Below are 26,208 nucleotides of genomic sequence, written 5' to 3'. Positions count from 1 at the left end.
AGAATAAAGAGTGTAGGAGAAATTTAGAGGGGAATGACGCGACGTATGAACGATACTATTTTAAAAGCGTTTAAAGGAGAGGCGACGGACTATGTACCAGTATGGTATATGCGCCAAGCCGGACGCTATCAACCGGAATATCGAGAGATTAAAAAGACGAGGTCACTATTCGAGATCACGCATGATCCTGAACTTTGTGCATATGTCACGGAACTTCCGGTGAAACAACTCGGAGTCGACGCGGCCATTCTATATAAAGACATCATGACGCCACTTCCGTCGATGGGAGTGGATGTCGAGATTAAGAGCGGAATCGGACCGGTCATCGACAACCCATATCGAACGATGGAAGATGTGGAACGCTTAAAGCCGTTAAACCCAGATGATATCTCATACGTCTTCGACACAATCCGTTTACTTCGGGAACGATTAGAAGTACCGCTCATCGGCTTTTCAGGGGCGCCGTTCACATTGGCGAGCTACATGATCGAAGGTGGTCCATCACGGAACTACCATCGCACGAAAGCGCTCATGTATGCAGAACCGGATGTCTGGAATGCATTGATGGAAAAACTCGGTGATATGGTTATCACGTATGCGAAGGCGCAAGCGGATGCTGGCATTCAGGCGTTCCAATTGTTTGATTCGTGGGTCGGGACGCTCAGCCGTAAAGACTACGCGCGTTACATCAAGCCGACGACGGAACGTATTTTCAAAGAATTACGTTCTCTTGACATCCCGCTCATCATGCATGGAGTCGGAGCGAGTCATCAAATCGAAGAATGGCACGACCTTCCACTTGATGTGGTCGGACTCGATTGGCGTCTATCCGTACAAGAAGCGCGCGACCGCGGGATCACAAAGGCTGTCCAAGGAAACTTGGACCCGTCGTTCTTACTGGCACCGTGGCCGGTCATCGAAGAGAAGGTAAAAGAAATTTTGGATGAAGGAATGAAGCAGCCAGGATACGTCTTCAACTTGGGACATGGGGTGTTCCCAGAAGTCGATCCAGCCGTACTCGTCAAATTGACGGCATTCATTCACGATTACTCACGCGAAAAAATGGGAGGCAATGAATCATGAAAACAGTCGGACTACTTGTCATGGCGTACGGGACACCGTACAAGCCGGAAGATATCGAACGCTACTACACGCACATTCGGTACGGACGTAAACCATCGCCGGAAGCGCTCCAAGATTTAACGGAACGCTATGAAGCGATTGGCGGCGTATCTCCACTCGCAAAAATCACGATCGATCAAGCGGAGACGCTTCGTGATATCTTGAATGAGCGCCATGTAGGTGAAATCGAGTTCAAACTGTATATCGGATTGAAGCATATCGAACCGTTCGTAGAAGATGCGGTCGCGCAAATGGCGAACGACGGCATTAAAGAAGCGGTATCGGTCGTCTTGGCACCTCATTACTCGTCATATAGCGTCAAGTCATATAACGGTCGTGCTCATGAAGAAGCAGCGAAGTATGGCATCGACATCCGTTCAGTCGACTCATGGTATGATGAGCCGAAATTTATTAACTGGTGGGCAGAGGCGATCAAAGAGACGTTCGCGAACTTGCCTGTACCGGCTGAAAAAGCATGTCTCATCGTATCAGCACATAGTCTTCCTGAAAAGATCTTGGCTGGGGGCGACCCGTATCCAGATCAATTGAAAGAGACGGCAGATAAGATTGCTCAGGCGACAGGTGTACCAAACGTTGAAGTTGGTTGGCAGTCAGAAGGAAACACACCGGATCCATGGATTGGACCGGACGTGCAAGATTTGACGGCTGAACTTTATGAAAAACATGGCTACGAAGCGTTCGTTTACACGCCGGTCGGCTTTGTCGCAGACCATCTCGAAGTATTATTCGACAACGATGTCGAATGTAAAGTCGTCTGTGACCGCCTCGGTGTCCACTACGCACGTCCAGCTATGCCAAATGCAGAGCGAAGCTTCATCGAAGCCATCGCGGATCGAATGGAAAGCGTGATCGTGCATCATGCGTAATTTTACGATTGTCGGTGGTGGGATCACAGGTCTCACCGCCGCTTTTTATGCGGAGCGTTATTTGCCGGAAGACGTATCAATCACATTGCTCGAGGCGACAGACCGTCTCGGTGGAAAGATTGACACGTATGAGACGGGCGAGTTTGCGGTTGAACGCGGACCAGATTCGTACGTTTTTCGAAAGACAGCCATGACAGAATTGATTGAAGACGTCGGTTTGGGTGACGAACTCGTTCGAAACGGCGTCGGACAGGCTTATGTTCTCCATCGTGACGGACTCCATCCAATTCCAAAGCAGACAGTGATGGGAATCCCGCTCGACGTCAACGCGTTTCGTGAGACGACGTTGCTCTCGGAAGAAGAACACGAAGACTTGAAAAAAATGTTACTGACACCACCTGATGTAGAAGCACCAGATTCGGACGTCTCGCTTGGTCTATACCTTCGTGAACGTGTCGGGGACCCAATCGTCGACCGCTTGATCGAACCGTTGCTCTCTGGTATCTACGCCGGGGACATCGATCAAATGAGTGCGATGTCGACATTCCCACAGTTCATCGAGGGAGAAAAGAAATACGGGAACTTGTATGAAGGGATGCGTCATCTACGTCCCGAACAACGGGTCGCTGAGGTCGGGGCGAAAAAAGTAGGGCAGTTTGCCTCATTAAAACGAGGACTCAAATCGCTCACGGATCGTCTGGCCGAACGATTGGAACGGACGGAGATTGTATTGAACTGTGCCGTCGAACAAGTGTCCGAGCGCGAGGACGGGTATCGGTTATTTACGAATCGTGGAGATATCGACACGGATCATCTCGTATTGACGGTCCCACCACGCCTCATTCGTCAGTTCCTCCCGAAAGTCGATAGTGACTTTTTGGCGGATATGAAACCACATGCGACGGCGACTTGTTCGCTTGTCTTTAAAGAAGAAGATATCGAGCTCCCATTCGTCGGGACGGGATTTGTGACGAGTCAGGAAGCAGACGTGACGATAACGGCTTGTACGTTCATCGACCAGAAATGGCCACATGCCGTGCCGGAAGGATATCACGTCCTCCGTGTCTTTTTAGGTCGCCCGGGGGCAGATGACATCGTGGAAGCGTCCGATGAAGAAATCATCGAGACAGCGTTACATGATCTTCGAGGTCTCATGCAAATTCACCGTGATCCGATTCAGACAGTCGTCAGTCGACTTCGTGACGGACTGCCACCGTATGCCGTTTTTCATGCGGATCGCGTCAAAGCGCTTCGTGCCGAGATGAGCCGGGTATATCCTGGAGTCATTCTGGCTGGAATCGCCTATGACGGAATCGGGATGCCGGACTGTGTGAAGAGTGTTCGGGAACAAGTGAAAGCATTGCGTGAAAAAAATTGAGATTTGATGAAGGGAGGGTTCGGATTGTTCCGAATCCCTCTCTTTTTGTTATAGTTAGAAGCGAAAGAGAAAAAGGAGTGATGGAAGATGGTAACGTATAAACTTTTTGTATCAGACATGGACGGTACGATTTTGCACAACCACACCAAGATTGCGAACGAGACGGCAGAAATCGTTCGTGAAGCAGAGGCAGCAGGCATTCGATTCGCAATTGCGACGGGGCGCAACTATGTGAATGCGAAACAAATCCTGGATGAGGTCGGACTTTCTTGCCCAATCGTATCGTCGAATGGGGGACGTGTGCTCGACACATCAGGAGAAGTCCTTCATGAGATCGACTTGACGATCGAAGAGGCTCTTCAGGTCATTGAAGTCCTTCATCAAGATCACAAGTATGCGGACGTCTTTTACGAGATGTACACGGAAGCTGGACTCGTGGCGAGCCGTGGCGATTTGATTGAAGCATCGATGAAAAACTTGAAAGCGAATGGTGACGACCGCTCGCTCGAGATGTATGAATTCTTTAAGAATCGCTATTACGTCAATGAAGACGTCAAGATTGTCGACGATATCGAAGGCTTCATTCGTAAGGAAGCAGGACGTGTCTATAAGTTCATCGCGTTCTCAAGCCATCTCGAGAAAATGACGGCGCTTTGGAAAGAAATCGAAGCACAAGTCGAAGGCGTATACGTCACATCTTCAGGTAATGACAACATTGAAGTGATGGCACACGGTGCAGATAAAGGGAACGGTGTGACAAAACTCGCTGAACATTATGGCATCGATTTATCGGAAGTCGTCGTCATCGGGGATAACTTGAATGACGTACCGATGTTCAAAGTGGCCGGAAAAGGGATTGCGATGGGGAACAGCCATGAGGACTTGATTGCCATCAGCGACCACGTCACAGAGCGTCACGACGAGTACGGGGTGGCGAACGCCTTGAAACGAGTGATGACAGGTGAGTGGAAGTAAAAGATTTGTCGAGTCATCGTCTCGTCTCATATAATACGAGTAACGAACATCCGACTAGGAGGAAATAGACTGTGAAATTTATTTTTAATCCAGATATCCGCGACCCGAAGCTTAACTTGGCGGTCGAAGAGTATATCTTAAAACACTTGAACGTAGACCATGAAGACTACTTCTTGTTCTATATCAACGGTCCATCGATTATCATCGGGAAAAACCAAAACACGTCTGAAGAGGTCAACTTGAAGTACATCGAAGAGAACGGCATCGATGTCGTACGTCGCCTCTCTGGTGGCGGTGCAGTCTATCACGATGAAGGAAACTTGAATTTCAGCTTCATCACAAAAGACGATGGCAACTCGTTCAATAACTATAAGAAGTTCACGCAACCGATTGTGGATGCCTTACGTAACCTCGGTGTCGAGGCGGAGCTAACAGGCCGTAACGATATTCAGGTCGGTGAACGTAAAATCAGCGGGAACGCACAATTCACGACGCGCGGACGCATGTTCAGCCACGGGACGCTCATGTTCAACTCGAACATTGAAGAAGTCGTCAATTCGCTCAACGTCTCGGAAGAGAAAATGCGTTCAAAAGGAATCAAGTCGGTCCGTAGCCGTGTGGCGAACATCACTGAATTTTTAGAGCGTGAGATGGAGATGGAACATTTCGTCGAAGCGTTGCTCCATTCGATTTACGATGGAGAGCAGCCAGAGCGTTACGTGCTTCGTGACGAGGATTGGGAAATTGTCCACGATATTTCGAAAGAGCGTTATGCGAACTGGGACTGGAACTTCGGGAAATCGCCGAAGTTTGATGTCGAGTCGAAACGTCGCTTCCCAATCGGGACGATCGATGTCCGCTTGAACGTCAACAAAGGGACGATCACTGAGGCGAAGATTTACGGTGATTTCTTCGGTGTCGGTGACATCCAAGATGTCGAGCAGGCGCTCGTCGGAACTCGTTTCGAACGTGCGGCCATCCGCGAGCAATTGATGCAACTCGATCTGAAGCACTACTTCGGAAATGTTGAGCTCGAGGAATTGGTTGATTTGATTAGTTAAAAGTAAAAAGGTGTTTCGGGATGAATTTCCGAAACACCTTTTTGATGTGATTCAAGAAAGGTTAACTTATTTCTGCTTTAAGGATGTCTAGGTTTCTCTCATAAAAATCTATATTTTGTTCAAGTCCTCTGCGGTTACACCACCCAATACTGTTAAAAGCATCAGTAAATCGATAAAACGGAAGAACGCGTTCGAGATCGTTCAATGGTCGAATACTTGTGTAACCTTCTTGATAGGCTTCGTATAACTGTAAATCATGACTCAGATAGTCCCGATAAATCTTAGTGAAATCGACTTCTGTTGAACCAAAACGAACGGTTTCAAAGTCAATCAAACTTGAGACTTCAGATGATGTGACGAGGATATTACCTGGTCTAAAATCCATATGTATAAAACTAGGTCCATCAGGTTCCGGGAGCTGCAGTTTCATTTTTTCAAAAGTATGAATGGCTTTGTTATATAATGATTCCTCCAACAAAGGCTTTGCATCTGTCGCAAAACTATAAAATTGACGATCTAGAAATTGCGGCCACTCTTGAAAAACATTTTCGATATATGTGATTTTTTGATTAGTTGGTGGTGGAATGGAATGCATCTTAGCGTGCACTTCTCCCACCTGAAAAGCGATTGTGGCCGATGAATCTACGGAAAGTTGTACACCGGTTGATTCTTTCAAGAGCAGGGCACCGCTTGAATGTTCATCACCAGTCCAAAAGTCTAGCAATGTCGGGATTGGAATGTGAGCTTTTAAAAGTCGGTAAGCTTCAAGTTCACGAAATAATTTCACTTTCGAGAATGGGATTTTGATATAGACAGTCTCACCATTAGCTTGCACACACCGATAAACAGTTGAACTAAATGAATTTTCAACAGGAGCGGAATGTTGAATGTCCAAATCAAAAATATGGATAAGTTTTTCGAGCAATGTTCTCCCCCCTCAACACAAAAATCTATACATCTGACTAAAATACTTCACTCCAAAGTATAGCACCGGATTATAGATGTTTGGCAGTTTCGTGAACGTTGATGCTACGGATTGCACCTAGAAATAATAAGGCGTATCATAATTTATGCAAACGCTTTCGTAGAGGCTGATCAAAATAGGAGGAGTAACGATGTATCGAAGGCTCAGTGAATGGATGGATCCAAGTCGGATGTGGGTGACGGAACAAGCGACGTTTGAACGGGCTGTCATGGCGATAGGACTAGAGTTGGAACGTAAACAGATTATCGATTCTTCATTTACACGAGTGATTCTGGATCAAGAAGCGATTATTCCGTCCGGAGTGAGTGACGTGGCCGAACCGGTGGCTGTCATCGATGTCCCAATCTCAATTTCAAAACGAGACGGCATCTCACTCCTTCATCTGTTGAATCCATGCGAGATGAAGACGATCACCGGTGAAACGATTCACGCGAAAGCCATCTTATTGATTACAGCTACGACGGAACCGAAAAAGCAGGCGTATCACAAATTGATTGATGATTTACTCATGGATGATGAGTCACTCCAAGCGCTTGTTCACGTTCAAAGCCGAACGGGATTATATCACTTACAGACGAACTTTTTGGAAGCGTTTTCTTATTGAAACATTTCATGTACAATAGAAGTAATTGAAAAGAGCGCGGACAACGTGCTCTTTTTTATGGCTCAAAAGTGAATCATCATTCATTTAAAGGGGGATTACCATGGCAAACTTAGTCAAGTCACTACAAGAAGTGGTGGCTGCTCACCCGCAAAAAGCAGCGTATGTGTTTGGGGAAGACACAGTGAGTTACGGACAGTTTTATGGGCAAGTCAAGGCGATGGCATCGACGCTTGAACAAAAAGGGATTGGACAAGGCGATCACGTCGCCCTCGTTCTCGGCAACAGCCCAGCGTTCTTGATCGCGTACTTCGCCGTGTTGTCACGTGGAGGGGTCGTCATTCCGATCAACCCTACATACACGCCTGATGAAATGGCCTACATTCTGCTTGATGGGGACGTCAAAGGGATTGTCGGATTGTCACCGCTCGTCGCGCAGGCAGAGACGGCACTCTCGAAGTTGCCTCAGTTGAAACTCGTCATCTCTGTCCCTTATGCGGATGTACCGGCATTGAAGCGTGAAGGTGAAATTGAGTTTATCCCGTTCGCGGAAGCGTTCGCACAAGCGGAAGGAACGTTCATTGAAGTCGATGAAGAAGAGGTCGCCGTCATTCTCTATACGAGTGGAACGACTGGAAAACCAAAAGGTGCGTTATTAACCCACCGGAACCTGTTCTCGAATGCGCATTCGATTGGAGAGTATTTGGACATCACACCGGAAGACAAGGCGTTGGCGGCATTACCGATGTTCCATGTGTTCTGTTTGACGGTCATCGTCAACGCGCCACTCCTTCGTGGGGCTACGATTGTCATCTTACCGAAGTTCTCACCACAAGACGTATTCGACTTGGTGCCGAAGCATCGTGTGACATTGTTTGCGGGAGTACCGACGATGTACAACTTCTTGCTGCAGACGGCGATGAAAGTACCGGCCTATACGTCCGCGTTGAAACATGTCCGCGTGTTCGTCTCAGGAGGGGCAAGTTTACCGGTTCAATTGCTCGAGTCATTTGAGCAGATGTTCGAATGTAAAATTCTCGAAGGGTATGGTCTGTCTGAGGCGTCACCGGTCACTTGCTTCAATCCGCTCCACGGCGAGCGAAAAGCGGGATCGATTGGACCTTCAATCGTTCATGTCGAAAACAAAGTTGTCGACGAGCTTGGGGAAGAAGTCGGCGTCGGCGAAGTCGGGGAATTGATTGTACGTGGACCGAACGTCATGAAAGGGTATTACAAGTTGCCGGAAGAGACGATGATGACGCTTCGCGACGGCTGGCTCTATACGGGGGATTTGGCTCGACGTGACGAGGACGGTTATTTCTATATCGTCGACCGGAAAAAGGATATGGTCATCGTCGGAGGCTATAATGTATACCCTCGGGAGGTAGAAGAAGTTCTATATCAACATCCTGATATCGTAGAAGCGGCGGTGATTGGTGTGCCGGATGCGGAGCAAGGAGAAGCGGTGAAGGCGTTTGTCGTCACGAAACATGAAGACGTGACAAAAGAGGATATTCGTGCGTACACACAAACAAAGTTGGCGAAATATAAGCAACCGACTTATATTGAAATCATCGAAGAACTTCCGCGAAATACGACAGGTAAGATTTTACGAACCGTCTTGAAGAGCGAGGCATTCCAAAATAGTTGAGCAGAAAGGAGCGACTTCATGTCGTTCCTTTTTTTATCGTTTCGTTTGACACTATTACGGGGTAGGGGTATATTAATAGTGAGGTGATCAACATGGATGAATTTTTGCATGACCAACCACTCGTTCCGCGTGATGATGCTGAGCGGGAGGCACTCGGAAAGCGTCTAAAACGAATCGAAGGACAAGTCCGGGGAATTCAAAAGATGGTCGAGAATGACCGCTATTGTGTCGATATTTTGACACAGACGTCAGCCATTCAGGCCGCGCTGAAGCAAGTCGAGATGCAACTGTTAGAACGTCATATGCGCAAGTGTTTGGTTCACGCGAGTGAGACGGAGGACATGGAACCTTACATTGATGAATTGATGACAATTGTCAGCCGCATCAAAAAATAAGGAGGGATGTCATGAAAACCGTTGAGTTATCCATACAAGGAATGACCTGTGCGGCTTGTTCGGCACGAATTGAAAAAGTGTTGAACAAGATGGACGGAGTGGAAGCGACGGTCAACCTGCCGCTCGAGACGGCAACGATTCGTGTCGATGAAGGCATTACAGAAGAAGAACTGATCGCCCGAATCGAAAAAATCGGATATGGAGCTGAACCGAAAGCAGAGATGGCGCCACCGCATGACTTACGTCCATTACAGCGGAAAGTTATCATCTCTGCCTTGTTGTCGGCACCTTTACTCCTCGTCATGTTGACGCATATACCAGGACTCGGATTTCATGCACCATGGCTGATGAACCCGTGGTGGCAACTCGCTCTGGCGACGCCCGTTCAGTTTTGGATTGGCGCACAGTTTTATCAAGGGGCCTATAAGAGCTTAAAGAGCGGTTCGGCGAACATGGATGTACTCGTCGCGACTGGAACGTCGGCCGCATATTTTTACTCTGTTTTTGAAATGATTGTGCACCCGATGAATCCGCATCTTTACTTCGAAACGAGCGCCGTCCTCATCACGCTCGTCTTGCTCGGGAAATGGTTAGAGGGACGAGCGAAAGAGAAGACGACCGATGCGTTGAAATCACTCTTGTCACTTCAAGCGAAAGAGGCAATCCTCTTTGTCGATGGAGAAGAACGCTCTGTCGCCGTTGAACTCGTCAAAGTAGGTGACGTTCTCGTTGTGCGTCCAGGAGAGAAGATTCCAGTGGACGGACGCATCATCGAAGGGGAGACGGTCATTGATGAATCAATGTTGACGGGTGAATCAATTCCAGCCGAGAAAACGGTCGATGCTGAAGTTGTCGGCGGTACGATTAACCAGTCCCATCAGATCCTCATGCGGGCAGAACGAGTCGGGAAAGAGACAATGCTCGCTCAAATCGTCCGTGTCGTCGAGCAGGCACAAACGGATAAGGCACCGATTCAACGGCAGGCCGACCGTATCTCTAGTGTGTTCGTGCCAATCGTCGTAGCCATAAGTGCCGTCACATTTGCCGTCTGGGCATTTCTTTTAAATGATATCGATACGGCCATTCGCGCATCAATTGCAGTACTTGTCATCGCTTGTCCGTGTGCGCTCGGTTTGGCAACACCGACATCGATCATGGTCGGAACGGGACGAGCGGCCGAACAAGGGGTGTTGTTCAAAGGTGGCGGGCAACTCGAATCACTTAATGAAGCAAACATCGTCGTTTTTGACAAAACAGGAACATTGACGAACGGGACACCGGAAGTGGTAGAAACGTTCGGAGATGAAGCGGCGCTCCGCCGTGCTGTCATGGCAGAACGGCAATCAACACATCCTTTGGCGGCAGCAATCGGTCGAGAACACGGTGATGGTATCGTGACGAAAGTGGAAGAGCTGGCGGGTCGTGGTGTCAAAGCGGTCGTTGATGGGAAAGAACTCATCATCGGGTCTGTCCGAATGATGGAGGAACTTGGATTCGTGTTGCCGGATTGGTCGATGCGGGCGATGACCCCAGTCTATGTAGCGGATGAGAGCGGGATTGTCGCGGCGTTCGGACTACAAGATCAATTGAAACCGAAAAGCCGTGATGTCGTGCAAGCACTTAGCCAAACACGTGACGTGTATGTGTTGACGGGTGACCGAAAAGAAGTCGCCTATGCGATTGCCGATGAACTTGGCCTTCCACACCATCAAGTCATTGCCGAAGTCCTTCCGGTCGAGAAGGCAGACCAAATCGAACGCTTGAAGCAATCAGGTCGTGTCGCCATGGTGGGGGATGGGATGAACGACGCTCCTGCCCTTGCAGTCGCGGACGTCGGGATTGCATTCGGTAGTGGTACTGATGTCGCGCTCGAGGCGGCAGATGTTACAATTGTAGGGCAAGACATTGAAGGCGTGAGTCGAGCGATGAATATGAGCCGCTTGACGATGAAAAACATTCGTCAAAACTTGTTCTGGGCGCTCGCTTATAATAGTCTTGGCATACCGGTTGCTGCAGCGGGGTTACTTGCTCCATGGATTGCCGGTGCGGCGATGGCGTTCAGCTCGGTGTCTGTCGTCTTGAACGCATTACGATTAAAAACACAAGGAGGATCATCATCATGAAAGAAACAACGTTAACAGTAGAAGGTATGACATGCAATCATTGCAAGGCTGCCGTTGAGGGAGCATTGAATGAATTGAACGGTGTCGAATCAGCAACCGTATCGCTTCAAGAGCATCGTGTCGACGTGATTCACGAAGATTCTGTCTCACGCGAGGCGATGGTCGAAGCAGTCGAAGAGCAAGGATACGACGTAAAGGCATAAGAAGGGTCCCGAGTGAAATCGGGACTTTTTTTGTGGTATTCAACAAATAGGATGTGTGCTATATTTAAGTTGATAATGAGAATCGGTATCAACGGGAGGCGGACATCATGGAAATCATCATGATCAGTGGAGTGTTGGCGTTGATTAGTGGGGGCACAGCGTTTTTGGCGCAACAGCTACGAACAAATTCAGTACGTTGAAGAAGGTGCGATTTCGTTGCCTTCTTTTTTTTTGACTCTAAACCTTTCCCATCATTTCACGACAATTGTTTGATATGATGAGAAAAAACGTGTTGAGGTGACTTGAATGTATACAATCTACTTAGTCGACGATGAAGCAAATTTGAATAAAATGCTCGTCACGTATCTAGAACAGGAAGGATACAACGTTCGCTCATTCGCGGACGGGACATCCGCGCAAGAAGCGATCCCGGATCAGCCAGACTTATGGGTGCTTGACATCATGCTGCCGGACTTGGATGGTTTTCAATTGCTGAAACAAATCAAGGCCGTCAATGCCAATACACCGACCATCTTCATTTCAGCCCGAGACGAGGACATCGACAAAATCATTGGTCTTGAGATGGGATCGGATGATTACATTGCGAAGCCATTTCTCCCGAGAGAACTTGTCATTCGCGTCAAAAAACTGATTGATCGTGTTTACGGATCGAAGTCGAATGAACATATCGAGTACGGAGAGTATACAATCTATCCGGACAAACGACTCATCAAACACGGGGATGAAGAGATTGATTTGACTTCGAAAGAATTCGACTTACTCCTTCTCTTCCTCGAACATCCGGGTTCGGCTTTATCGCGTGAACAGATTCTTGAAGGAGTTTGGGGGAACGATTATTTCGGTTCGGACCGAGTCGTCGATGATTTGGTGCGCCGCGTTCGTAAGAAACTGCACCGTCTCGAGCTCGAAACGCTTTACGGTATCGGCTACCGTCTCGTCAGACCATGATGAACGCCATCAAACCGAAGCGTCTCATGTGGAAGATTTGGGTGCTCATCCTTCTCATCATCGTGACCCTCGCGCTTATGATTTTGATCACGGTCCGCTCTTCCATCACCCAGTTCATCGATGAACAAGTATATGAGACGTTACGAGATGTAGACTATTATTTGGGCAATACGAACGAGTTGGAGAATTATCCGCAAAATCCGATCGAGTATGACCGGCGTCAGCAAGAGTCGCGTTCGGTCAATCAATTGATTTTTCTTCCGAACGGACGAATCATCTACGGATCGGCCCCGCTCGAATTGACGAATCGAATGTATCAGGAGGCGTTGAACCAAAGTGGGCAAGTCGAGCGCTATCAGACGACGATTGACGGGGAAGACGTCTATTACATCATTCGTCAAAATGAATACGATGGTACCATCGTCTATCAAGCATCCTACGCTTGGGATGCGTACCGTCGTGAATTAGTCTCGACGTTGTATTTGCGCATTTCAATTTTGATTGGTGTCATCAGTCTCTTGTCGCTCATCCCGGCACTGCTCATGTCTCGACAGTTGACGAAACCGATCGTCGAGATGGAACGTGCGGTCGAGAAAATTTCGAATCGCCAATGGGAGACGGCTCTTCCGCTAGATCGACAAGATGAACTTGGACAATTGGCTCATTCAATCGATGCGATGCGCAAAGAATTGAAGGAACAGGATCTCGCTCAACAAGCGTTACTCCAAAACATCTCACATGATTTGAAAACGCCAATTATGGTCATCCGTGGATATGCCCAGTCGATCGGGGACGGGATCTATCCGACGGGAGACTTGAAGGGGTCTTCTGAAGTCATTGACGAAGAGGCATCTCGACTTGAAAAGAAAGTTGTCGACTTGCTGTATGTGACGAAGCTCGAATATTTCAAAGGACAAGAGATGAAACTTGAACCGATCAATCTGGATAAATTGATGGAACTCCTTGTCGCGCGCTTTAAACTGAGAGGACAGCTTGATTGGGAAATCAATGGAGAAGGCGGAGAGATGCTCGGGGACGGGGAACAGATTCGGGTCGCATTCGAGAACGTTCTCGACAATGCGCTTCGTTATGCGGAGACATGCATCCGAATTGACTTGAACCGAGATGAGTCTGGCGTGGAAATCATCATCTTTAATGATGGGCCACCCGTTGACGAGAGCCTTGATTTATTCCATCAGTTCTCCCGTGGGAAACAAGGAAAGTTCGGACTCGGGTTATTTATCGTCCAACGGATTGTGACACTTCACACAGGGGAAGTCTCCCTTCGAAATACAGGAGACGGAACTGCGGTGAGATTTTATTTTCCACGACTCAAACCGAACAATGCTTTAAAATCTAACGCTTGATTTTGAAAACCAGCCAGGAAACGGCTGGTTTTTTTATGGGAAATGTCAAAAAGTCGATTTGCGGTGTTTGTTGAATCTTGGTATGAATGACATGTAAGTCATTACATACGTTATGGGGGATGAAAAGATGAGTAGATTGACCAATGAAACGAGAGCTTTAATTCCTGTATTTAACGAGTTTGGCGAAGCGGAGACGCTCGTGTATCAACCGGAAGGCGTGACACGAGTGAAAGGATCACCCATCAATCTGTTAGAGCATGCATGTTTATACTATGGATCGAGCATCCAAGGCAGAATCGAAGCCGCGCGTCACGTCCTCGGTCCACACCGGAAGACACCTGTCGTGATGGATTGGCACGCTGACGCGGTCTTCTTTCCGACGATTGCAAAGGAGAGCCCAGACTGTGCGTGGATCAATTTTCAGCACGTGACAGCCATCAAAAAAGACGGAAATCAGACACTCATTCAGTTTTTGACAGGTGAATCGGTCAAGGTTCACGTATCCGACCATACGGTGGCAAGGCAAAAACAACGGTCAATCGAATTATCATACGCATTTCAAAAACGTTTCCATGACAGCACATTGCAACACGCTTAAGGATTGAATTCAATACGAAACCCCTCTATGATGAAGAAGAGATATCATATGTGTATTTGCACATCTTCCGAAAGTGAGGGGTTTTTATGTTTTTTGAGAAAATGATTGAGCGAGGGAAACTGGTCATCGTGTTTCTTCTCGTTGCAATCATCGTAGGTGTGCTGACGTTTTTCCAGCTCCCTAAACGTGAGATTCCGGAAACGGGAATCAATATCGTACTCGTTCAAACACCATATCCTGGTGCGACTGCCGAAACGGTCGAACGAAGTGTGACTGGCGTGTTAGAAGAAGAACTACGTAGTCTAGAAGGAGTGGAGAACGTGACGTCGATTTCGGCTTCAGAGTTCTCAAATATTACGGTCGAGTATGCAGATGGGACTGACCAGGCAGAGTTTCAGGCGAATGTACGCCAAGCTTTGTCTGACGCAACACCAAAGCTGCCAGAAAACGCACTCGCACCGACAGTCAATGATTCCCTCGGTCAATTACCGGTCGCCTCTTACTTGTTGACAGCGGATGATCGTGAATCATTCGAGAATGTTCGTGCAGACATCGAAGAATTAGAATCGAACCTTCTGCGAACAGATGGTGTGACAGGAGTCACCGTCAAAGGTCTACCGGAGCAAGAGTATGTCATCTCACTCGACTCCGAAGAACTCAGTGCACGACAGCTCGCCTTCCCTGACGTGTTGACAGCAATCAACGAAGAGTATAAAACGACACCACTCGGTCGCCAATCGACCGATGAAGGCATCTATCAACTAGCAATCGACAACTTGACGAATGTGAACGATATGGAGCAAGTGATTGTCGGTTCATTCAATGGAGAGCCTGTCTTGTTAGAAGATGTCGGAACGGTTGAAGAGACGGCGAAAAGTGAGACGGACCTCGTTTCATTAGACGGAAAACCAGCCGTTTCCATCACTGTACCGATTGAGTCAGGTTTGGATATCCCAACGATGCAAGACCGTGTCAACGAGGTAGTGGAAGACGGTCTTGGAGATTTGGACGGTTTTGAGCTTGTTCCATATTATGAACAGGCGAAGGCTGTCGATGCAATCTTCTCGTCGCTGACGCGTGAATTCATTATCGCGATCATCGCCGTCATCGCCGTGACAACGATTGGTCTCACGTTCTCTGGGTCAATCATCGTCAGTTTGGCAATTCCATTGTCATTCTTGATTGCGTTGATCCCGTTACAATTCACCGGGGTCGACTTGAACCAAATCTCGATTATTGGAGCAATCATCGCCTTGGGGATTTTGGTTGATGACGCGATCGTCGTCAACGACAACATTTTACGACGGTACCGTAGTGGTGATTCCGCGATGCTCGGAGCAGTGCGGGGAACGAAAGAAGTATGGGGCTCGATTGTCACGTCGACACTCGCCGTCGTCTTCGCCTTCCTTCCGCTCACGTTGCTATCTGGAGCGAACGGAAACTTCATCCGTGCCTTGCCGACGGTGCTCGCGCTCTCTGTTTTGGCCTCGATGGTCATCAGTTTGACGCTCGTCCCGATCGCACAGTATCGCTTGAACCGAAAAGAAGTGAAAGTATCGAAGCGTGAACCGGGTTGGCTCGGCGGACCGCTCAATCGTCTCAGTAACTTCTATGCCGACCGTCTGTTACCGAGTGTCGCGAAACGTCCTTGGACGTTCGGGATTGTCGGTTTCGTCATTACGACAGCGTTATATGGCTTGATTCTTCTCACGCCGTTTGAGTTCTTCCCGGCGGCGAACCGTCCGGAAGTCGTGACAAGTGTGACGTTACCAGTACAGACGGATTTAGAAGAGACAGAAGCACGTCTTGAAGAAATCGAAGCAAGATTCCAGGAAGAAGAAGGGGTCGTTGAAACATCGATCTTTGCAGGTGGTGGACTTCCTGGTCTATTCACGGGTGGACTCGATCAGTCCGGTGAGAACACAGGGCAAGTCGTCGTCCGTGTCGATAATGAATCAATCGATGCCATCGAGTTGATTGATAAATACACGAATGAGTTGCGTGAAGCATATCCTGATGCAGAAATCTTCTTAGATACGCAACAACAAGGACCACCGGCGTCGGCTCCTGTCGAGTTCACGATGCGTAGTGAAACGATTGATCAGCTCGTCGCTGCACGGGACCAAGTGAAGACTGACTTGGAAGAAATCGATGGCGCCATCGTCCTCGATAACATCAAAGAGCCGTTCCAAACGCTCACATACGAGCTAAATCGTGAGGAGATGGCCCAAGCAGGTGTCACTGCGAAAGCCATCAGTGATCAAATCCGACTCGTCACAGACGGGATTCCAATCGGCACGTTCGATGACGGTGTGGAACAGCGTGACGTGAAGATTGTCATCGATGCGGAAGCGAACCGTGAGGCACTTGCGCTTGATGACATTTTAATCCCGGTCGAAACGGAAGCCGGTCCACCGGTTGCACCGCTTAGTACGTTCGTGACAGAAACGACGACTGAGCAAATTCAACAAATTCCTCGCGAGAACGGGGAACGTTCGGTCACACTCCAAATTTATGCGAGTGAAGGCATGGATGAAGATGCGTTCAAGCAAGATGTCGAGCAAGTGTTGGATGACGCGAAGTCTGGATTAGAAGATGAAGGAATCACGTTTGACCAGTCCGGAGCGAGTGATACGCAGAACGAGTTCTTCTTAGAGCTTGCGACATTGTTCGTCGTCGTCTTGTTCCTGATTTACTTGATCATCGCGTTCCAGTTCAACTCATTGTCATTACCACTTCTCGTGTTGTTCACAATCTATCTCGCGATTGCTGGAGCGGTCGTCGGGTTGTTCGTGACACAGACGCCGTTCAGTTTCATGGCATCGATGGGGATGGTATCGCTTGCGGGAATCGTCGTCCGGAACGCAGTCGTCCTGTTCGAGTTTATCGAACAGCGCATTCGTGAAGGCTTACCGGTCACGACCGCCGTGTACGAAGCTGGACGTGCTCGGATTCGTCCGATTCTCTTGACAGCACTTACTGCAGTCGTTGCCCTCCTACCGGTCGCACTTGGAGAAGACCCGCTCTTCAAACCGCTTGCGATTGGCATCGTATCGGGTATTCTATTCTCGACTGTGTTGACTCTCGTGCTTGTTCCGGCATACTACCTGATTTTGGCGAAACGCCGTCACAAGGACAAACCGTTTACAGAATGATTCAGGTTGAAGATGTGATGCCGTATGGTGTCACATCTTTTTTTGAACCATTTGTCACATGTTTTGGGTGATGTTGTATGGGTATAATTAGAAGAGAGGTTTTGAACAGTATGGGAGGGAATTGAAAATGAACGATTCATATACTTGGCTTAATCGCCGTAAAGTACGACCCGCATACAGTGTGACGGGGAGCCGTTCTTGGTCGAGTGAGCGTGTCGTTCGACCGGACCGCGCACGTGGGAAGATGGTACGCGACGTGAAACGTGTACGTCGTCCATATGTGGACGAGCATGGGAACCGTCGCTGGACGACAGGGCGTGTCGTCGTCACGGATGCGTCACGTAAGGCACGGGCGCATGGACACGGTGATACAGCCGTACAGTTAGAGTTCTCGACACCAACACCGTATGAGCGTGTGAAAGAGATGATTCCGACGAAACGTGTGCTCGTTCCGGTTGTCGCCGGACTTGCCGTTGTCGGTGGGATTGCTGGTGTCGCATATGCACTCCGTAAAAAGAAACGAAATAAAAAGAACTAATAAAAAAATCGCCGAAAAAATCGGCGATTTTTTTATTTGAAGCGTTCAGCGAGGATGCGCTCGAGTTCACGTTGCCCGAGTTCACGCATTTCTGCCTCATTTTCTTCGTCGTATGCATCGTCCGTGAAGCGTCCGACAAATTCGACTTTGCCGTTTCCAAGTTCACGGAACACTAAGTTTTTGCGATCGTTGTAAAAGACGACACGGTACTCACGACCATTTTCATGATCGTAGTTGAAGACGCCTTTGATGTGATCCATGTTCTTCTCTTCCGGTTGATCCTCATCATCGTCCTCATCTTCTTCTGCTTCAGCAGCTTCGTTAGCTTCATCAAGCGCGTCGGCGAGGACTACCGTTTCTTCTTTTTCTTCTGTCTCTTCTTCTTCAGATGAGACGACTTCTTTTTTTTCTTCTTCTGTCATGTGAAACGACCTCCTTTACTTACTTTCCTATCATACCCACTTTTTATAGTTGTGACTACTCAAAATGATGCGAGCAAACGCGGACGACATTCGAAGAGGACATGATCAGGCGCTGGAAGAGCTGACGTTTGATCGATTCTGGCGCATCGACTGTCTTGAGCGCTTGCTCCATGCATCCGAGCCAATGTCCGGCATGTGTCTCAGAAATCGGATGTTCATGATGAATCATCGCTAAATTTCCACCACCGCGACGTTCCGAATACAACTTCGGACCACCGAGCAATTGGGTCAAAAATTCGAATTGGTGTTGCTTCACCCGCTCTTTGTCTTCCGGAAACAGCGGAAGTAGAATCGGGTCGGCATAGACGAGGTCATAAAACGCGTCAACGAGTTGTTGAACGCCGCTTTCGCCTCCAAATTGTTCATAGGCACTCACATTCATTCCCCCTCATACGTTCAGTCTAATCGATTTCGAACCAAAATGGGAATGATGCAAGCTGTGACTTTTTTGATTAGGGTAAAGAGGAGGTTTCCCTCTACAAATAAGAGCAGATGGTTCATAATGAAAGAAAAAAGGGAAGGAGTGTTCGCTAAAATGACAGTAACCTTTCACGTTGGTCGATCGGGGACGGGGAAAAGTGAACGGATGATTGAACAGGTCATTCAAGAACTGAAACAAAACCCGAGCGGACCAACGATTTATATGATCGTGCCGGACCAAATGTCGTTTGAAATGGAGAAAAAGATGGCGACAGTGGACGACCTACGCGGCTCGACAAGAATCCAAGTGCTGTCGATGCGTCGTCTTGCATTTTTGATGATGCGGGATGCAGGAGTGGCGACCGACCAATTTTTAGATCAGACGGGGACACATCTGTTGTTGCGGAGAGTCGTCGAGATGAGCGAGGAACGCTTGACTTTGTTCCGTCGAACGATGAACCAGTTCGGATTTTATGAAGAGTTGAACCAACTGATTTCGATGTTGAAGCGAGGGCTTGTCGAACCTGAACATCTGTTGCGGTTGAGTGAACAAGCGCAACACCGTGCCTTGAAGTTACAGGACCTCTCCATCATCTATGAAGGATTTTTAAAGGTGACAGAAGGGAAGTCGCTGCATGCGGAAGATTACTTCAACGTCCTGTTGCAACTGTTGCCCGAGACGGATTTGACGGGAGTCCGTGTTTACGTGGACGGATTTAATGAGTTCTCGGAGCAGGAATTAGCCGTCCTCGTCGGTCTTGCGGAAAAAGTCGACGTCGATTTGTTGCTGACGCTTGACCCTTCATCGATGTATCGTCCTGACCCATTGTTTGGACCGACGCAACGGACGCTCATGCGCTTCAAGGAACTCTTGTCGGAACGACAACTTCCATCGGTCGACAAACCGTATGACACCATCTATCGCTATACGCATCCAAGCCTTCGCTATTTAGAGGCGACATTTGACCAGATGACGGCAGAGCCGTATACAGGGGCAGAGAACCACGTTGATTTACATGCTGCCGTCGACCGAACTGTCGAGGTGGAGGCGGCTGTTCGAGAAGTCATTCGACTCACCCGTGAAGAAGGATATCGTTACCGAGATATCGCGCTCATTTCACGTTCACTCGAAGAGTATGGCGATTTGGCATCGCAGGCGTTACAAAAGATGGGACTTCCTTACTTCCTAGATGAACGGCAACCGATGCTTGACCATCCGCTCGTCGAATTGTTGAAAGCAACCATCGACATCGCTTTGCGTAGCTATCGGGAGGAGGCGGTCTTCCGGGCATTGAAGACGGAACTCGTCGTCCTCGACCCGACACATCGACGCACGTCAGTTGACCGTCTCGAAGCATTCGTCATTGAGCGCGGGATCAAACACTACCACTGGCACGATGCATGGCAATTGCGTCGTCGTACAGGTGAAGAAGCGCGACTGACGAGTGAAGAGCTAGACGTCGAAGCGGAGTTGAATCGATACCGGGAACGCGTCATCGAAACGTTCGATCCGTTGTTAGCGGATTTGAAGCAGGCGAAGACGATGCAAGCCTATACGCATGCCATGTATGCCTTTTTGGAGCGGATTGGTGTATCGGACTGTCTGACGCATTGGCGTGACGAGGCGATTGAAGAAGCGCAGTTGCTCGAAGCGCGTGAGCATACCCAAGTGTGGGACACGGTCTTACATCTACTCGAACAATTGGAAGCGGCAGCTCCGGAAGAGACGTTGTCGACGGAACTGTTTCTCCAGATGATGGACACTGGGCTAGATAGTCTACGTTATGCGCTCATCCCACCCTCACTCGATCAGTTGACGGTGACGGACTATGTCCGTGGTCGATTGATTGATAAAAAAGTGGTGTTCTTGCTCGGGGCAAATGAAGATCAAATCCCACTCGTCACGACACAGTCTAAACTGTTGACCGATCACGACTTGGACTTCATGCATGAGAACGGACTGCGTGCCGGGAAAGCGACCGAGCACTTATTCGATGATGAAACGTATTACTTATATAAAGCAGTGACGGCACCGAGTGAGCGTCTCTATATTAGCTACGCCCTCGTCGACAGAACCGGTAAGGCGGTTCAACCGGCACGTTTCATCGCTGATTTGAAGGCGCGTCTCCATAAAAACATCATCAAGACACACTTTGCTGAAGCAGGAGAGCACCGACCACGTGACCAGTTCGCCTTTTTGACGAACGTGAACCAGACGGCAGCGGTCACGGCTCTTGAACTTCAACGATTGAGTCGTCATTATCCGATTCAAGATATGTGGTTCGCCGTTTATAACGAACTGTTAAAACATCCGGACGGCCGTGAACGTTTGCAGTTGTTGACGAGCGCCCTGTTCTATCAAAATATCCCGAAATCACTAGACGACGATGTGGCTAAATCTCTTTATACACCGTCAATTCGGGCGAGTGTCTCGCGACTTGAGACGTTCCAAGCATGTCCGTTCAAACATTTTGCGAGTTATGGCTTGCGTCTGAAAGAGCGCCGACTGTATCGACTTGAGGCACCGGATATCGGAAACTTGTATCACCGAACGATTGAACATATGTCACAAACGGTGAAGATGGACGGAAAAGAATGGCGGGATGTGGCACCTGATGAATGTGTGAACTTAGCGGAACAGGCAGTAGAACTCGTGACGCCTGAAATCCAACACGCCATTCTGATGAGCTCAAATCGTTACGCCTATTTAAAGAAAAAATTGACAGACGTCGTCAGCAAGACGGCTGAAGTATTGATTGAACAGTCGAAACGGGACGGATTTGACCCGAAAGCGTTTGAACTCGCATTCGGGAGTGGGCAGTTCCCACCTGTCTCATTCACGTTATCAAATGGGGCCACGTGTGAGCTCATCGGCCGAATCGACCGTGTCGACACGGCGATGGTCCACGATCAGCTGTACGTTCGTATCGTCGATTATAAGTCGAGCAAGCGTGAAGTCGACTTCGCGGAAATTTACTATGGTCTTGCCATGCAGATGCTCATCTACTTGAAAGTACTGATTGAACAGGCAGAGGTATGGACGAAAGAGAACGTGGCGCCGGCTGCGGCACTGTATTTCCACGTTCATCGCCCACTCGTCCCACCTGCTGGATCTGAGGAAGAGACGCGACAGAAAGTATTGGAGTCGTATCAGATGCAGGGGTTGTTGGTAGACGATCCGGAAATTTTGGAGATGATGGACCGCTCTGCGAAAGGATCCTCGAAAAAATCGATTGTCATCCCGGTCAAATATAAAAAAGATGGCACACCTGATTCGAATACACTGAAAAAGATTGTCACACCACCTCAACTTGAACAATTGATGGACCATGCGTTTGACGTCGTCAAATCGAGTGCCGAAGAGATGTATGAAGGAAAGATTGACGTCGAGCCGTACGAATATAAAGAGCGCCGCCCGTGTCAGACGTGTCCGTACCAGAGTGTCTGCCATTTTGACGAGGCGCTCGCGAATGAACCACGCAAATTGAAAAAGTTAGAGAAAGAAGATGTATTTCAGGAGTTAGGAGGGGATGACCGTGAAATGGACGAATGATCAATTCGCCGCAATTGAAGCGAGGGGAAGTCACGTACTCGTCTCGGCTGCGGCCGGGTCGGGGAAGACGGCAGTTCTCGTTGAGCGGTTGTCTAGCCGATTGCTTGACGAGGCGGATGCGTTGACGGCGGACCGTATGCTCGTCGTCACGTTTACGAACGCGGCAGCTGCAGAAATGAAGCGACGCATCGCAAAAGCGCTTGAAGAGGCGTTGCGCGACGACCCGACGAATGAGTACGTCCGAAAACAGCGACAAATGTTGAACCGGGCTCTCATTACGACCATCCACTCGTTCTGTTTAGAAGTGATTCGCGAGAATTACTATTTGTTAGACTTAGACCCGGCATTCAAGATTGCGGAAGAACGCGACCTCGTATTGCTACAAGATGATGTGTTAGAAGAGGTGCTTGAAGAGGAGTACGGGAAGCAGGATACGGACTTCTTCGCCCTCGTCGATGCCTATACGTCAGACCGTGGCGATAGTGAAATCGAAGACCTCATTCTCGGTCTGTATCATTATGCTCGTACACTCCCAGACCCCGACGCCTACTTAGATAAACTCATTTCGATGTATTCGTTCGATGATGACCCGGATCAAGAAGCCATCCTCATCGAGTTCGGTCACATGCTGTGGCAGGATATTGAAAAGGCGGTACGTGATCTTCGGAAGCTCGAGGCGGAACTTCGGGTTGCAGGCTATGAACCGCAGTCGGAAAACATTCGTCAGGCGATTTTCCCGTTTGAACAGTTAGAAGGGGAAGAGATTGTCTGGAGTGAACTTGAAACGGCCGCACGTGCGATGAAGTTTGGGACGATGAAAGCCGTCCCTAAAAAAGAAGAGCATCAAATTTATCATGAGGTGCTCAAACCGGCGTACGATCAAGCGAAGAAGAAGTTGACGGCAGCTGCCGAACGGGCACGTGTCAGTGGGGCGGATCTATTAGAGAGCGTCGCGATGCAGCAACCTCTCGTCAAGACGCTCGTCCGAACGGTTCGCGCGTTCGGAACAGCGTATGAGCAAGCGAAACGTGATCGAGCCTTCGTCGACTTTAGCGACTTAGAACATTATGCGCTTGCCATCTTGAGGCAGGAGGATGGACCGTCTGATGTCGCCGCTCTATACAAGGAACGCTTCGTCGAGGTACTGGTCGATGAATATCAAGATACGAACGAAATTCAAGAGACAATCATCAACCTTGTCGCAAATGAACGAGAAGAGATCGGGAACTTGTTCATGGTTGGAGACATCAAGCAGTCGATTTATCGATTCCGTCATGCGGAGCCGGGTCTCTTCATCGATAAGGCGACGCGTTTCAAACAGGCGGACACGGGAAAACGAATTGATCTCTCTCAAAACTTCCGAAGTCGGGCAGAGGTGCTTCATGGCATCAATGACTTGTTCGTCCAGCTCATGGATGAAGAGGTCGGAGAAATCGCTTATGATGAGGCCGCTCAACTCGTGCCGGGTCGTGAATATGAACCGATTCCAGCGAATCCTGAATTCATGATCGTCGACGGCACAAGTCGTGAATTATCGAAACAGGAAGTCGAGGGACGAGCGATCGCAACCCGAATCCTAGAATTAGTATCTGGGGAAGAACTGTTCAAAGTGACGGATGAAGTGACGGGCCAACTAAGAAACTGTGAGTACCGGGACATCGTGATTCTCGTCCGTTCGAAAAAAGGGCGGGTTGAACAGTTGATGGACATTTTGACACAGTATAACATTCCGGCTTATACGGATTCAGATGGCGGCTATTTTCAAGCGACAGAGATTCGAATGATTCTTGCTCTCTTGAAAGTGATTGATAATCCCCTACAGGACATCCCGCTTGCCGGTGCCCTCCGTTCCCCGATGTTCCGATTCGATGATGGGGAATTGGCACGAATCCGACTCGAGTCCGAAGATTCTTTCTTTGAAGCCTTGAAAGCAAAAGCGGATGACGATGACGAGCTCGGCGTGAAGTGTGGAGAGTTTCTCGATCGTCTTTCCCACTGGCGTACGTATGCACGCAACCATAGCTTATCCGAATTGATTCAACAGCTGTTTAACGACACCGGGTTTTATGACTTCTCGGGTGGATTGCCTGGTGGGAAAGGGCGCCAGGAAAATTTAAAAGCACTTTATGACCGTGCCCTCTCTTATGAGCGAAGCGGCTATCGTGGACTGTATCGCTTTTTACGTGTCATGGACCGTTTACAAGATACAGGGGAAGATTTATCCGAGGCGCGTTCTCTCGGCGATGAGGAGAACGTTGTTCGCATCATGACCGTTCATAAATCGAAAGGCCTCGAGTTCCCGGTGACGATTGTCGCCCAGCTCGGGAAACAGTTCAATACACTCGACCAGAAACAGCGCGTCATTTTCCATAAGCAATATGGGATTTCGCTCGATGCGATTGATGTCGTGACACGCACGAAATCAGAAACGTTCGTGAAAGAGATGATCCGACGAGATTTGGATGCGACGATGAAAGCCGAAGAGATGCGTGTCCTCTATGTCGCATTGACACGGGCAAAAGAGAAACTCATTCTCGTTGGTACGGTTGGAGATTCAGCCAAGCAGCTCCAGCAATGGCTACAGGTCGGGCAATCTGGGGAACTGTTAGCGAGTGAGGCGAGACGAGAGGCGAAAACGTACTTGGATTGGATTGCGCCAGCTCTCTTACGTTTGCCAAGTGCCACAACATTTATCGAGTCGTTCGGCTTCACGGTACCCGCTTCATTTTATGAATCGACTTCGTGGACGTACCGTTTGATTGGAGAAGACGATCTTGCAGAGATTGCGACACTTCAAGAAATGATGGCACAACTCCACCATGTGCAACGGTTTGAAGCGATTGATTTCCCTATTCAAAATGAGGATGAGACGATTCGTGCCGTCCACAAAGCGTTAACTTATACCTATCCAGCTCAGGATGCTGTACGTACAGCGGCGAAACAGACGGTGACGGAATTAAAACGGGCGATGCAACTGGAACAAGCCGCCTTCGAAGACCCGGTTCGTCCGATTGATACACCTTATCGGGAGCCGAAATGGCGTCAAGTGAAACAGACCGGTGCCGAACGGGGGACCACGTTGCATTTGATTTTCCAAATGGCTGACCCGAATCACCCGATTGTCGACCAAATCGACAAATGGGAGCAGCAAGGAATGCTCAGTCCGATCGAGGCTGAGACGGCGCGTCTTGCCATTCCTGACGTCGAAGCATTTTTCCAGAGCGACGTCGGGCAGGCGCTCGCTGGCGCGATTGAGCGCGGAACGGCGTGGCGAGAGCTTCCGTTCACCTATACCGTACCGGCTGAACGAGTCAACCCGGATGGACAGTTTACGGATGAGGACGTCTTGATTCAAGGGATTATCGACTGTCTGTATTTCGACGGAACATCGTATGTCCTGTTGGATTATAAATCAGATGCCGTTGTCCATTTATCTGAATCTCGTGAAGATGCACACGAGCGACTCCGTGAGCGATACGCGATTCAGTTGCAGCTGTACCGAGAGGCCATTGAGACGATTTGGGAGATTCGCGTCGAACAGACGCTCATTTACTCACTTGATTTACAAGAAATCGTCACGGTGACAATTTCATAGAAGTTACACGTTGAGCGATGTCAGCTACATGACATCGCTCTTTTTTGCTATGTGCATCTTCACATTCTAAATCGTTGACAAGTGAGCTATGGAGGAGTAATTTATTTTATATAAGTAATTGTTCCATATAGAACAATCCGAACCGGAACG

Annotated in this window: 20 protein-coding genes; 17 read left to right on the top strand and 3 right to left on the bottom strand. The window is 48.8% G+C overall.

Going from position 1 to position 26,208, the window contains the following annotated elements; translation table 11 throughout:
• Nucleotides 1-33 precede the first annotated feature (33 nt).
• The 5 genes from hemE (at nucleotide 34) to lplA (ending at nucleotide 5,423) form a co-directional block, all read left to right on the top strand.
• Nucleotides 34-1,083, top strand: a complete 1,050-nt coding sequence (gene hemE, locus KNO92_RS09725) for a uroporphyrinogen decarboxylase (RefSeq protein ID WP_074032631.1) — start codon at nucleotides 34-36, stop codon at nucleotides 1,081-1,083.
• On the top strand, nucleotides 1,080-2,009 hold the full coding sequence (hemH, locus tag KNO92_RS09720; RefSeq protein ID WP_214696193.1) for a ferrochelatase: 930 nt from the start codon (nucleotides 1,080-1,082) through the stop codon (nucleotides 2,007-2,009). Before hemE ends, hemH begins: the two co-directional genes overlap by 4 nt.
• Nucleotides 2,002-3,387, top strand: a complete 1,386-nt coding sequence (gene hemG / locus KNO92_RS09715) for a protoporphyrinogen oxidase (RefSeq protein WP_214761106.1) — start codon at nucleotides 2,002-2,004, stop codon at nucleotides 3,385-3,387. Before hemH ends, hemG begins: the two co-directional genes overlap by 8 nt.
• An 87-nt stretch (nucleotides 3,388-3,474) precedes the next feature.
• Nucleotides 3,475-4,362: a Cof-type HAD-IIB family hydrolase gene (locus tag KNO92_RS09710; RefSeq protein ID WP_214761104.1), complete on the top strand. Its 888-nt coding sequence runs from the start codon at nucleotides 3,475-3,477 to the stop codon at nucleotides 4,360-4,362.
• A 71-nt stretch (nucleotides 4,363-4,433) separates the two neighbouring features.
• Nucleotides 4,434-5,423, top strand: a complete 990-nt coding sequence (gene lplA, locus KNO92_RS09705; protein ID WP_074037667.1) for a lipoate--protein ligase — start codon at nucleotides 4,434-4,436, stop codon at nucleotides 5,421-5,423.
• A gap of 61 nt (nucleotides 5,424-5,484) precedes the next feature.
• Here lplA and KNO92_RS09700 read toward each other — a convergent pair whose 3' ends face one another.
• Nucleotides 5,485-6,348: an aminoglycoside phosphotransferase family protein gene (locus KNO92_RS09700; RefSeq protein WP_214761102.1), complete on the bottom strand. Its 864-nt coding sequence runs from the start codon at nucleotides 6,346-6,348 to the stop codon at nucleotides 5,485-5,487.
• Nucleotides 6,349-6,538: 190 nt separating this feature from the next.
• On the opposite strand from KNO92_RS09700, the gene KNO92_RS09695 reads away from it, so the two are divergent.
• From KNO92_RS09695 to KNO92_RS09650, 10 genes are all read left to right on the top strand, one after another.
• On the top strand, nucleotides 6,539-7,012 hold the full coding sequence (locus KNO92_RS09695) for a PTS sugar transporter subunit IIA (protein ID WP_214761100.1): 474 nt from the start codon (nucleotides 6,539-6,541) through the stop codon (nucleotides 7,010-7,012).
• A gap of 100 nt (nucleotides 7,013-7,112) precedes the next feature.
• Nucleotides 7,113-8,660: a long-chain-fatty-acid--CoA ligase gene (locus tag KNO92_RS09690; protein ID WP_214761098.1), complete on the top strand. Its 1,548-nt coding sequence runs from the start codon at nucleotides 7,113-7,115 to the stop codon at nucleotides 8,658-8,660.
• Between the two features lie 92 nt (nucleotides 8,661-8,752).
• The gene (locus tag KNO92_RS09685; RefSeq protein WP_214761096.1) at nucleotides 8,753-9,055 is read left to right on the top strand and encodes a metal-sensitive transcriptional regulator; all 303 of its coding nucleotides are present in this window, start codon (nucleotides 8,753-8,755) and stop codon (nucleotides 9,053-9,055) included.
• A gap of 11 nt (nucleotides 9,056-9,066) precedes the next feature.
• Complete coding sequence (locus tag KNO92_RS09680; RefSeq protein WP_214761093.1) at nucleotides 9,067-11,178, top strand: heavy metal translocating P-type ATPase; 2,112 nt, start codon at nucleotides 9,067-9,069, stop codon at nucleotides 11,176-11,178.
• Nucleotides 11,175-11,381 carry a copper chaperone CopZ gene (gene copZ / locus KNO92_RS09675; RefSeq protein ID WP_074032640.1) on the top strand — a complete coding sequence of 69 codons (207 nt, stop codon included), beginning with the start codon at nucleotides 11,175-11,177 and terminating at the stop codon, nucleotides 11,379-11,381. The genes KNO92_RS09680 and copZ overlap by 4 nt, the downstream gene beginning before the upstream one ends.
• Before the next feature lie 306 nt (nucleotides 11,382-11,687).
• Nucleotides 11,688-12,350: a response regulator transcription factor gene (locus KNO92_RS09670; RefSeq protein ID WP_015880954.1), complete on the top strand. Its 663-nt coding sequence runs from the start codon at nucleotides 11,688-11,690 to the stop codon at nucleotides 12,348-12,350.
• A complete protein-coding gene (locus KNO92_RS09665) occupies nucleotides 12,350-13,717 on the top strand; it encodes a sensor histidine kinase (protein WP_251127098.1) in 1,368 nt (455 codons plus the stop codon). Before KNO92_RS09670 ends, KNO92_RS09665 begins: the two co-directional genes overlap by 1 nt.
• A 127-nt stretch (nucleotides 13,718-13,844) precedes the next feature.
• The gene (locus tag KNO92_RS09660) at nucleotides 13,845-14,315 is read left to right on the top strand and encodes a competence protein ComK (RefSeq protein ID WP_214696175.1); all 471 of its coding nucleotides are present in this window, start codon (nucleotides 13,845-13,847) and stop codon (nucleotides 14,313-14,315) included.
• Nucleotides 14,316-14,401: 86 nt separating this feature from the next.
• Entirely contained in the window at nucleotides 14,402-17,470 is a 3,069-nt protein-coding gene (locus tag KNO92_RS09655; protein WP_214696173.1) for an efflux RND transporter permease subunit, read from the top strand.
• 127 nt (nucleotides 17,471-17,597) lie between these two features.
• Entirely contained in the window at nucleotides 17,598-18,008 is a 411-nt protein-coding gene (locus KNO92_RS09650) for a hypothetical protein (RefSeq protein ID WP_214696166.1), read from the top strand.
• Nucleotides 18,009-18,040: 32 nt separating this feature from the next.
• Here KNO92_RS09650 and KNO92_RS09645 read toward each other — a convergent pair whose 3' ends face one another.
• Both KNO92_RS09645 and KNO92_RS09640 read right to left on the bottom strand, forming a co-directional pair.
• Nucleotides 18,041-18,430: a hypothetical protein gene (locus tag KNO92_RS09645; RefSeq protein WP_214761089.1), complete on the bottom strand. Its 390-nt coding sequence runs from the start codon at nucleotides 18,428-18,430 to the stop codon at nucleotides 18,041-18,043.
• A gap of 55 nt (nucleotides 18,431-18,485) precedes the next feature.
• Nucleotides 18,486-18,872 (bottom strand): truncated hemoglobin, encoded by a 387-nt coding sequence (locus KNO92_RS09640; RefSeq protein WP_251125659.1) that lies wholly within the window; start codon nucleotides 18,870-18,872, stop codon nucleotides 18,486-18,488.
• 153 nt (nucleotides 18,873-19,025) lie between these two features.
• On the opposite strand from KNO92_RS09640, the gene addB reads away from it, so the two are divergent.
• Nucleotides 19,026-22,463: a helicase-exonuclease AddAB subunit AddB gene (gene addB / locus KNO92_RS09635; RefSeq protein WP_214761087.1), complete on the top strand. Its 3,438-nt coding sequence runs from the start codon at nucleotides 19,026-19,028 to the stop codon at nucleotides 22,461-22,463.
• Nucleotides 22,441-26,058 (top strand): helicase-exonuclease AddAB subunit AddA, encoded by a 3,618-nt coding sequence (addA, locus tag KNO92_RS09630; RefSeq protein ID WP_214761085.1) that lies wholly within the window; start codon nucleotides 22,441-22,443, stop codon nucleotides 26,056-26,058. Before addB ends, addA begins: the two co-directional genes overlap by 23 nt.
• Nucleotides 26,059-26,208 lie beyond the last annotated feature (150 nt).

Source organism: Exiguobacterium sp. s129 (assembly GCF_018617585.1).
Classification (GTDB): domain Bacteria; phylum Bacillota; class Bacilli; order Exiguobacteriales; family Exiguobacteriaceae; genus Exiguobacterium; species Exiguobacterium aestuarii_A.
The sequence above is the reverse complement of the archived record's forward strand: the minus strand, read 5'-3'. Positions and strand labels throughout refer to the sequence as shown.

What these genes read in the sequence shown, in the direction of transcription:
- hemE (WP_074032631.1), top strand. Translation starts at nt 34, where the DNA reads ATGACGCGACGTATGAACGATACTATTTTAAAAGCGTTTAAAGGAGAG.
- hemH (WP_214696193.1), top strand. Translation starts at nt 1,080, where the DNA reads ATGAAAACAGTCGGACTACTTGTCATGGCGTACGGGACACCGTACAAG.
- hemG (WP_214761106.1), top strand. Translation starts at nt 2,002, where the DNA reads ATGCGTAATTTTACGATTGTCGGTGGTGGGATCACAGGTCTCACCGCC.
- KNO92_RS09710 (WP_214761104.1), top strand. Translation starts at nt 3,475, where the DNA reads ATGGTAACGTATAAACTTTTTGTATCAGACATGGACGGTACGATTTTG.
- KNO92_RS09695 (WP_214761100.1), top strand. Translation starts at nt 6,539, where the DNA reads ATGTATCGAAGGCTCAGTGAATGGATGGATCCAAGTCGGATGTGGGTG.
- KNO92_RS09690 (WP_214761098.1), top strand. Translation starts at nt 7,113, where the DNA reads ATGGCAAACTTAGTCAAGTCACTACAAGAAGTGGTGGCTGCTCACCCG.
- KNO92_RS09685 (WP_214761096.1), top strand. Translation starts at nt 8,753, where the DNA reads ATGGATGAATTTTTGCATGACCAACCACTCGTTCCGCGTGATGATGCT.
- KNO92_RS09680 (WP_214761093.1), top strand. Translation starts at nt 9,067, where the DNA reads ATGAAAACCGTTGAGTTATCCATACAAGGAATGACCTGTGCGGCTTGT.
- copZ (WP_074032640.1), top strand. Translation starts at nt 11,175, where the DNA reads ATGAAAGAAACAACGTTAACAGTAGAAGGTATGACATGCAATCATTGC.
- KNO92_RS09670 (WP_015880954.1), top strand. Translation starts at nt 11,688, where the DNA reads ATGTATACAATCTACTTAGTCGACGATGAAGCAAATTTGAATAAAATG.
- KNO92_RS09665 (WP_251127098.1), top strand. Translation starts at nt 12,350, where the DNA reads ATGAACGCCATCAAACCGAAGCGTCTCATGTGGAAGATTTGGGTGCTC.
- KNO92_RS09660 (WP_214696175.1), top strand. Translation starts at nt 13,845, where the DNA reads ATGAGTAGATTGACCAATGAAACGAGAGCTTTAATTCCTGTATTTAAC.
- KNO92_RS09655 (WP_214696173.1), top strand. Translation starts at nt 14,402, where the DNA reads ATGTTTTTTGAGAAAATGATTGAGCGAGGGAAACTGGTCATCGTGTTT.
- KNO92_RS09650 (WP_214696166.1), top strand. Translation starts at nt 17,598, where the DNA reads ATGAACGATTCATATACTTGGCTTAATCGCCGTAAAGTACGACCCGCA.
- KNO92_RS09645 (WP_214761089.1), bottom strand. Translation starts at nt 18,430, where the DNA reads ATGACAGAAGAAGAAAAAAAAGAAGTCGTCTCATCTGAAGAAGAAGAG.
- KNO92_RS09640 (WP_251125659.1), bottom strand. Translation starts at nt 18,872, where the DNA reads ATGAATGTGAGTGCCTATGAACAATTTGGAGGCGAAAGCGGCGTTCAA.
- addB (WP_214761087.1), top strand. Translation starts at nt 19,026, where the DNA reads ATGACAGTAACCTTTCACGTTGGTCGATCGGGGACGGGGAAAAGTGAA.
- addA (WP_214761085.1), top strand. Translation starts at nt 22,441, where the DNA reads ATGACCGTGAAATGGACGAATGATCAATTCGCCGCAATTGAAGCGAGG.